Annotated in this window: 7 protein-coding genes and 1 pseudogene; 4 read left to right on the top strand and 4 right to left on the bottom strand. The window is 33.8% G+C overall.

What is annotated here, in order from left to right; all coding sequences use genetic code 11:
• From G532_RS16195 to G532_RS0111630, 4 genes are all read left to right on the top strand, one after another.
• On the top strand, positions 1–405 hold a 405-nt coding region (locus G532_RS16195), incomplete at its 5' end, for a hypothetical protein (RefSeq protein WP_027964957.1).
• 50 nt (positions 406–455) lie between these two features.
• Positions 456–1,241 (top strand): ABC-2 transporter permease, encoded by a 786-nt coding sequence (locus G532_RS0111645; RefSeq protein WP_027964956.1) that lies wholly within the window; start codon positions 456–458, stop codon positions 1,239–1,241.
• A complete protein-coding gene (locus G532_RS0111640; protein ID WP_027964955.1) occupies positions 1,225–2,076 on the top strand; it encodes a hypothetical protein in 852 nt (283 codons plus the stop codon). Before G532_RS0111645 ends, G532_RS0111640 begins: the two co-directional genes overlap by 17 nt.
• A gap of 682 nt (positions 2,077–2,758) precedes the next feature.
• Positions 2,759–3,400, top strand: a complete 642-nt coding sequence (locus G532_RS0111630; protein ID WP_027964953.1) for an ABC transporter ATP-binding protein — start codon at positions 2,759–2,761, stop codon at positions 3,398–3,400.
• 442 nt (positions 3,401–3,842) lie between these two features.
• On the opposite strand, the gene G532_RS15910 is transcribed toward G532_RS0111630, so the two are convergent.
• From G532_RS15910 to G532_RS15665, 4 genes and pseudogenes are all read right to left on the bottom strand, one after another.
• The gene (locus tag G532_RS15910) at positions 3,843–4,238 is read right to left on the bottom strand and encodes a transposase (protein ID WP_245570145.1); all 396 of its coding nucleotides are present in this window, start codon (positions 4,236–4,238) and stop codon (positions 3,843–3,845) included.
• A pseudogene (locus G532_RS16310) lies at positions 4,233–4,358 on the bottom strand (transposase family protein); the annotation flags it as partial. The pseudogene G532_RS16310 and the gene G532_RS15910, both read right to left, overlap by 6 nt.
• A gap of 42 nt (positions 4,359–4,400) precedes the next feature.
• Positions 4,401–4,631, bottom strand: coding sequence for a transposase family protein (locus G532_RS15670; RefSeq protein WP_051189163.1), 231 nt, complete (start codon positions 4,629–4,631; stop codon positions 4,401–4,403).
• A 421-nt stretch (positions 4,632–5,052) separates the two neighbouring features.
• Entirely contained in the window at positions 5,053–5,538 is a 486-nt protein-coding gene (locus tag G532_RS15665) for a hypothetical protein (protein ID WP_051189162.1), read from the bottom strand.
• Between the last annotated feature and the right edge of the window lie 130 nt (positions 5,539–5,668).

Raw genomic sequence — 5,668 nt, 5'->3', positions numbered from 1 at the left:
GATGGGTCTGACGAACCTGATAATGAATCCGTAGATAACAACGACATTGAAATACAAGCAAATACCATATGGAGAACTTATAACAAAATTGTCCCTAGACTTGGACAGTCTATATACACTCCATATGCCGAGAGAATTACACGCTCGGGAGCAGGTAGCACAGCAGTAAATAACAATTCAAGTATTGGAGGAGATAGAACTTTATATACAGAAGTTTGGAGAACTTGGTCAGACCCAGGAATGAGACAGGCCACAGAAAGAAGGTCAATAAGGTCTGGTGATCGACTCCCACTAAGGTATGATGTATCAGAAAGAGTAACAGGAGCTCCGTATCGACTTAAACATATTAATACCGCTTTTGCAACAGTTCAAGTACAAACGTCGGGCTCTTGGACCCCGTATTAAAAATATAAAAGCGGGGAACTTCCCCGCTTTTATATTTGGAGGTAAATATAATGAAATATTTAACTATCTTAGAATTAAAAAAATCAATTTTTTCCTCAAGGTTTCTTCTAGTATTTGTGTTAGTTATTTTTTTAATTGTTGCAGCGGGCTATGACCAAATAAATTTTGCGTTATCAGCTGGTTTTGATGATATGGGGGCACTGTATTTTTTCACACTTGGGCATGCCTCTCCTACTAGTTTACTGGGAGTTCTTGCTCCAATCATTGTAACAATACCTTATGCGCATACTTATGCTTTGGAAAGAAATACTGGATTTATTAGAGAAATATCATTCAGAGTAGAGAAAAGAAAGTATTTGTGGGCGAAATTTTGGGCTAATTTTGTAACAGGTGGGCTTATAATCTTTCTCCCACTCTCCATAATTTATGTAATTTATATAATAGTTTTTGGTGTATATCCGTTCCCTAACCCTAGTGCTGGTCCTTTAGGGCATCTAGCTGTTGAATCTCCAACTATTTATGGCTTTTTTATCATTATTATTTCCACAATTTTTGGAGCAGTTTATGCTTCGATAGGTATAGCAGTATCATCGTTATTTCACAAAACAATAATTTCTCACATAGTTCCTTTTATGGTCTTCTTGTTACCAGCATTTATCTTTCCATTTATAGGGTTGGACAGGATTGAGCCATCTACTACTTGGAGCCCTAATCTAAATGCTAATACAACTTTATTAGGAGTATTGAGTCAATTATCCTTTTTGCTTATTACGAGCTTATGTATTTATTCATACGGAATTAGAAAAAAAGGTGTTTTATATGAAAAAACAGAGTAACAATTTAGCATTGTACATAGTACTAAGAACTATAAATCAGCCCTTGGTCTGGATTTTATTTATATTTGTCCTAGTATATATTTTGTATACATTTAATGTATATTTACAAAATAGTAATGTTTATGATTTGAGCTTATCTACTTTAGAAGTAATCTTAATTTCACTGGATGAATATGTAATCACATTTGGATTGAGTATAGGTTTTATATTTATATTATTTTTCACCCCAACATTAGATGAGATCCACCATGAATTATTAATTAGGTTCAAAAACCGCACCACTGTTCTTATAGGCTTTTTAAAAGCCTATACTTTAATAGTGATTTCTTTTATTACTTTTATTTTCTCAACTATGTTTATATACGTCACAATTAGTAAAAGGAAATTTAGTACTGATTGGTCTAATGAATTAATCAGTATCGCAAAAATAGTTGAATCGGGTAGTGAACTTCATCCAGTGCTAGGTTTATTTGCCACAAGCCCTGATAATTTGGAAGAAACTAATTTAATTTCACTGTTTCTCCTGAATTTAGTATTCATTTTTATTGTGCTACTAGTTTATGCTCTGTTGTACTACGTTCTTACTATAGTTGTATCAAAAATTATAGCAGTTATTCTTATCAGTGGTTATGTATACTTATATCGTATGATTCCTTTAGAATATGAACATTTGGTGAGGGATTTTTTCTTACCTTCCCACATCATACCAACATATAAAGTATCAGGTTCTCCCTACTATATTTCAATTAATGAGACTTCATTATATTTAGCTATAATCTTATTTACTTGTGGTATTTTTATGTGCGTAATAACTAGAAGAAAGGGTATACTATAATGCATTTATTTTACTTAGAAATTAAAAAGAACATTGTAGCGGTAACCCTTTTTTTAAGTATTAGTCTAATACTTTCTCTTTGTACGCTTGGCTTAAGTAGTATTTCTGCTGTTTCTCCAACGGGTGTTTTTGAAACTTTTATTGTAAGTCAATATAGAGTTTCCCAATTGTTTTGGATTCTTATATTCGTATCACCACTAAGTTTTATTGTAGTGTATTGGCACACAACATTTATTCACTCTTCCTTGATGGAAGTTTATAGATATAAATCATATAAAAAATGGTTAGCGAATAAGGTTGTTTTTATTTTCTTTTTAAATATCTTTTCATTCTGTATTTTGTTCTCATTTCCTATTATGTTGGAAGGGGATTTTTCAAGAGATTTTATTAGTTCTTATATTTTGCTAGTTATTTATTCTTTAATATTATCTTTATTATTTTTAATATTGACTTTTTACATACGGTCTTTCAGCATTTTATATTTAACATTGATGTTATTTCATGTAATTAATGTGATTTTTTATATACCACAATCTACATACACTTTTATATATTTCACAATGTTGGATGAGGTGAATTTCTACTTTGGCACATCCATACTTTTGTTAGTATTCTTTATTTTATTAATAGTGGCTTTTAATTTAGAGCAAAATAAATTATTTATTAAAAAGGGTGATAGATCATGAGTAATATAATAGAAATATCTAATTTGAGTATTAAATTAAAAAAAACGATGATAATTGAGGAACTAAATTTTTCATCAAGTGGGGGGGAAATTGTAGGTATTGTAGGAAAAAATGGATCGGGGAAAAGTGTGTTATTTAAAGTTATTTCGGGTCTTTACCGTCCAGATAATGGTGATTTGATTGTAAATGGCAAGAACATTTCTAGTAATAATTCTTTTCCTACAGACTTCGGTGCTTTGATTGAAAATCCAGGATTTCTACCTAATAAAAGTGGGTTTAAAAACTTAAAAATTTTATCAGAAATACAAAAAAAGATTTCTTCAGAGGAAATAGTTAATATAATTGAGAGTGTTGGACTTAAAGATGCCATGTATACGAAGGTTAGAAATTACTCTTTAGGGATGAAGCAAAGATTAGGTATTGCTCAAGCTATTATGGAAAAACCAAAATTGGTTTTACTAGATGAGCCAACTAATGGTTTAGACGATGAAGGAACTGAAATAATTAAGAAATTGTTATGGAATATAAAATTACAAGGTACTACTATACTCTTGACAAGCCACAACTTTGAAGAAATCGAAGAGTTGAGTGATAGAATATTCAGAATAGAGAGAGAAAATATGTTGCAAATCAAATAGAAGATGGTCGTCCTTCTAAGGTGACCTTGTATAATTAGATAAAATTTATATACTTGTTTTAGAGTGGATAGAAATAATATTCTCAGCCCTTGCTTCTCTTAATAGGTATCTTCTTTAACGTGGATAAATAATTCTGAAGGTTGATAGAGTTTTGTAGAAAGGGTATAAAAAGTGGTTAAAAACCTCTTGAAGGGTTGCAATATCTTTTGTTCTCCTATAATAATGAAATGTTTTTCATATTGTGTGAAATCGATATCAATCCATTTAAAGATTCATTGCACCTTAACATTTGATGGTGTATTTCATCGTTTATCACTTATATTATTATCATACCCTTCACTTCTTCTTAAGTAAATAACTTATATTTATTTGAGCTAGACTAACCTAATTTTTTGAGACAATATAAAACACCTTCGACATGGTACAATGAGGAAAGAAGTACTTAATCGGAGGTGTTTTTGCATGGGCAAAAACGTGTATTCAAGTGACGTGAAATGGGCTTGTATTTGCAAGAGAAAACTTGATAAAAATGCAAAAGAAATTCGAGAACATTGCCGATTGGACGTCCTAACGCCTGATCCACAGCTGCCTTGAAAGAGGGACTCATATCCATTACCACCACATCAACCTCATCTGCATGATCTTTCAAATAAGAAATCAATGTGGATTTCTTCCGATCTTTTAAAATCTCTAGCGGTTTCCGTTCAATCGGATCGGAAATAATTGTTTGAAACCGTTCGCCGTTCGTGTCTCCCTTATACTCATTAATCGCAATAATCGAAGGAAGCTTTTCTGTTTGTTTAATAAGCGAATCGCTTATGGTATCAAACCGTCTCATCACCGTGGTTGGAGACACGCCAAATCGGTTAGCTGTATCTTGAAAGGATTTCCCATGAATCGTTTCCAGTCCCAGCGCCTGATTGAATTCGATGGACTGCCGTTGATAACGTTCGACAAGGTCATTCGCTTCATAAAATCGCTTCCGACAACCGGACTGATTTCATGCATAACGACGTTTTCGGTACCACACATTCGTCCTGCGATTCAACACACGATTATGCTTAATCTTTTGCCAACGATAATCATGTACCGTATTGGTCAAAGACTCACAAGCAGGACACGTGGTCGTTTCCCTTGGTTTTTCAATATACACGTGATACATACCTTCTTCTTCTCTCGTACCTACCGTTTGAAAACTTTTCAACCCTGGTAAAGTAATGTTATGAAGCATATACACGCAACTCCTTTTGTTTGTTTTAGTCCTATAAAACAAGGATAACAAATCAGGAGCTTGCGTGCTTTTTTTGTCTTTTTTCCGTTTGGAAGAGGGTTTCAACTACACGTTTATAGCATTCGAGGCATCGCGTGAGGCGGCGACTCCTGCGGGAACAGCGCGAGCCGAAGATCCACTTTGGCAAATGTTTTTCTTGCCAAAGTTAGCTGAGGCCGTGCCCGCGGAAAGCGATGCCTCGAATGCCTCCACCCAAACTTGTCAGAATTTTATCCAAACCTCAACATATATATTAGAGCCAGAAAAATCAGGCTACCTTCCTCCAATTAAATTTGGAAAGAAAGTAGCCTAAGAAGGTGTTATATCTTTGTCTCATTTTTGCCAGGTCAGTCTATTATAGAGGTCCATAGTTTTTATATTTTTAATACGGGGTCCAAGATCCCGATGTTTGTACTCGAACTGTTGCAAAAGCGGTATTTGAATGTCTCATTTGATACGGGGCCCCTGTTACACGCTGAGAGGCATCATATCTTAAAGGAAGTCGATCTCCAGACCTTATTGATCTTTGTTCAGTAGCTTGGGTCTTACCAGGGTCCGACCAAGTTCTCCAAACCGATGTATATAAAGTTCTATCTCCCCCAATACTTGAATTGTTGTTTACTGCTGTGCTACCCGCTCCCGAGCGTGTAATTCTCTCGGCATATGGAGTGTATATAGCCTGTCCAAGTCTCGGGACAATTTTGTTATAAGTTCTCCATATGGTATTTGCTTGTATTTCAATGTCGTTGTTATCTACGGATTCATTATCAGGTTCGTCAGACCCATCCGCAGCTATAGGAGAACTAAATGATAGGGTGGTAAAAATTAGTGCTAAAGTGAGTACTGACATAAATGATTTTTTAAACATAATTTTCCTCTCCTTAAAAATAGTGATTGTTAAGTTTTTTTACATCCTCCTTCCTAATTTAATAAGAAAAACAATTAATGGTGTATTTTGTAATTGTTTGTTACAAATTGTAACTTAATTTTTAAAAAAT

The organism is Halalkalibacillus halophilus DSM 18494 (genome assembly GCF_000423105.1).
Lineage (GTDB): Bacteria > Bacillota > Bacilli > Bacillales > Alkalibacillaceae > Halalkalibacillus > Halalkalibacillus halophilus.
This window is presented reverse-complemented; position numbering and strand designations above follow the sequence as displayed.

What these genes read in the sequence shown, in the direction of transcription:
- G532_RS0111645 (WP_027964956.1), top strand. Translation starts at nt 456, where the DNA reads ATGAAATATTTAACTATCTTAGAATTAAAAAAATCAATTTTTTCCTCA.
- G532_RS0111640 (WP_027964955.1), top strand. Translation starts at nt 1,225, where the DNA reads ATGAAAAAACAGAGTAACAATTTAGCATTGTACATAGTACTAAGAACT.
- G532_RS0111630 (WP_027964953.1), top strand. Translation starts at nt 2,759, where the DNA reads ATGAGTAATATAATAGAAATATCTAATTTGAGTATTAAATTAAAAAAA.
- G532_RS15910 (WP_245570145.1), bottom strand. Translation starts at nt 4,238, where the DNA reads ATGAGACGGTTTGATACCATAAGCGATTCGCTTATTAAACAAACAGAA.
- G532_RS15670 (WP_051189163.1), bottom strand. Translation starts at nt 4,631, where the DNA reads ATGCTTCATAACATTACTTTACCAGGGTTGAAAAGTTTTCAAACGGTA.
- G532_RS15665 (WP_051189162.1), bottom strand. Translation starts at nt 5,538, where the DNA reads ATGTTTAAAAAATCATTTATGTCAGTACTCACTTTAGCACTAATTTTT.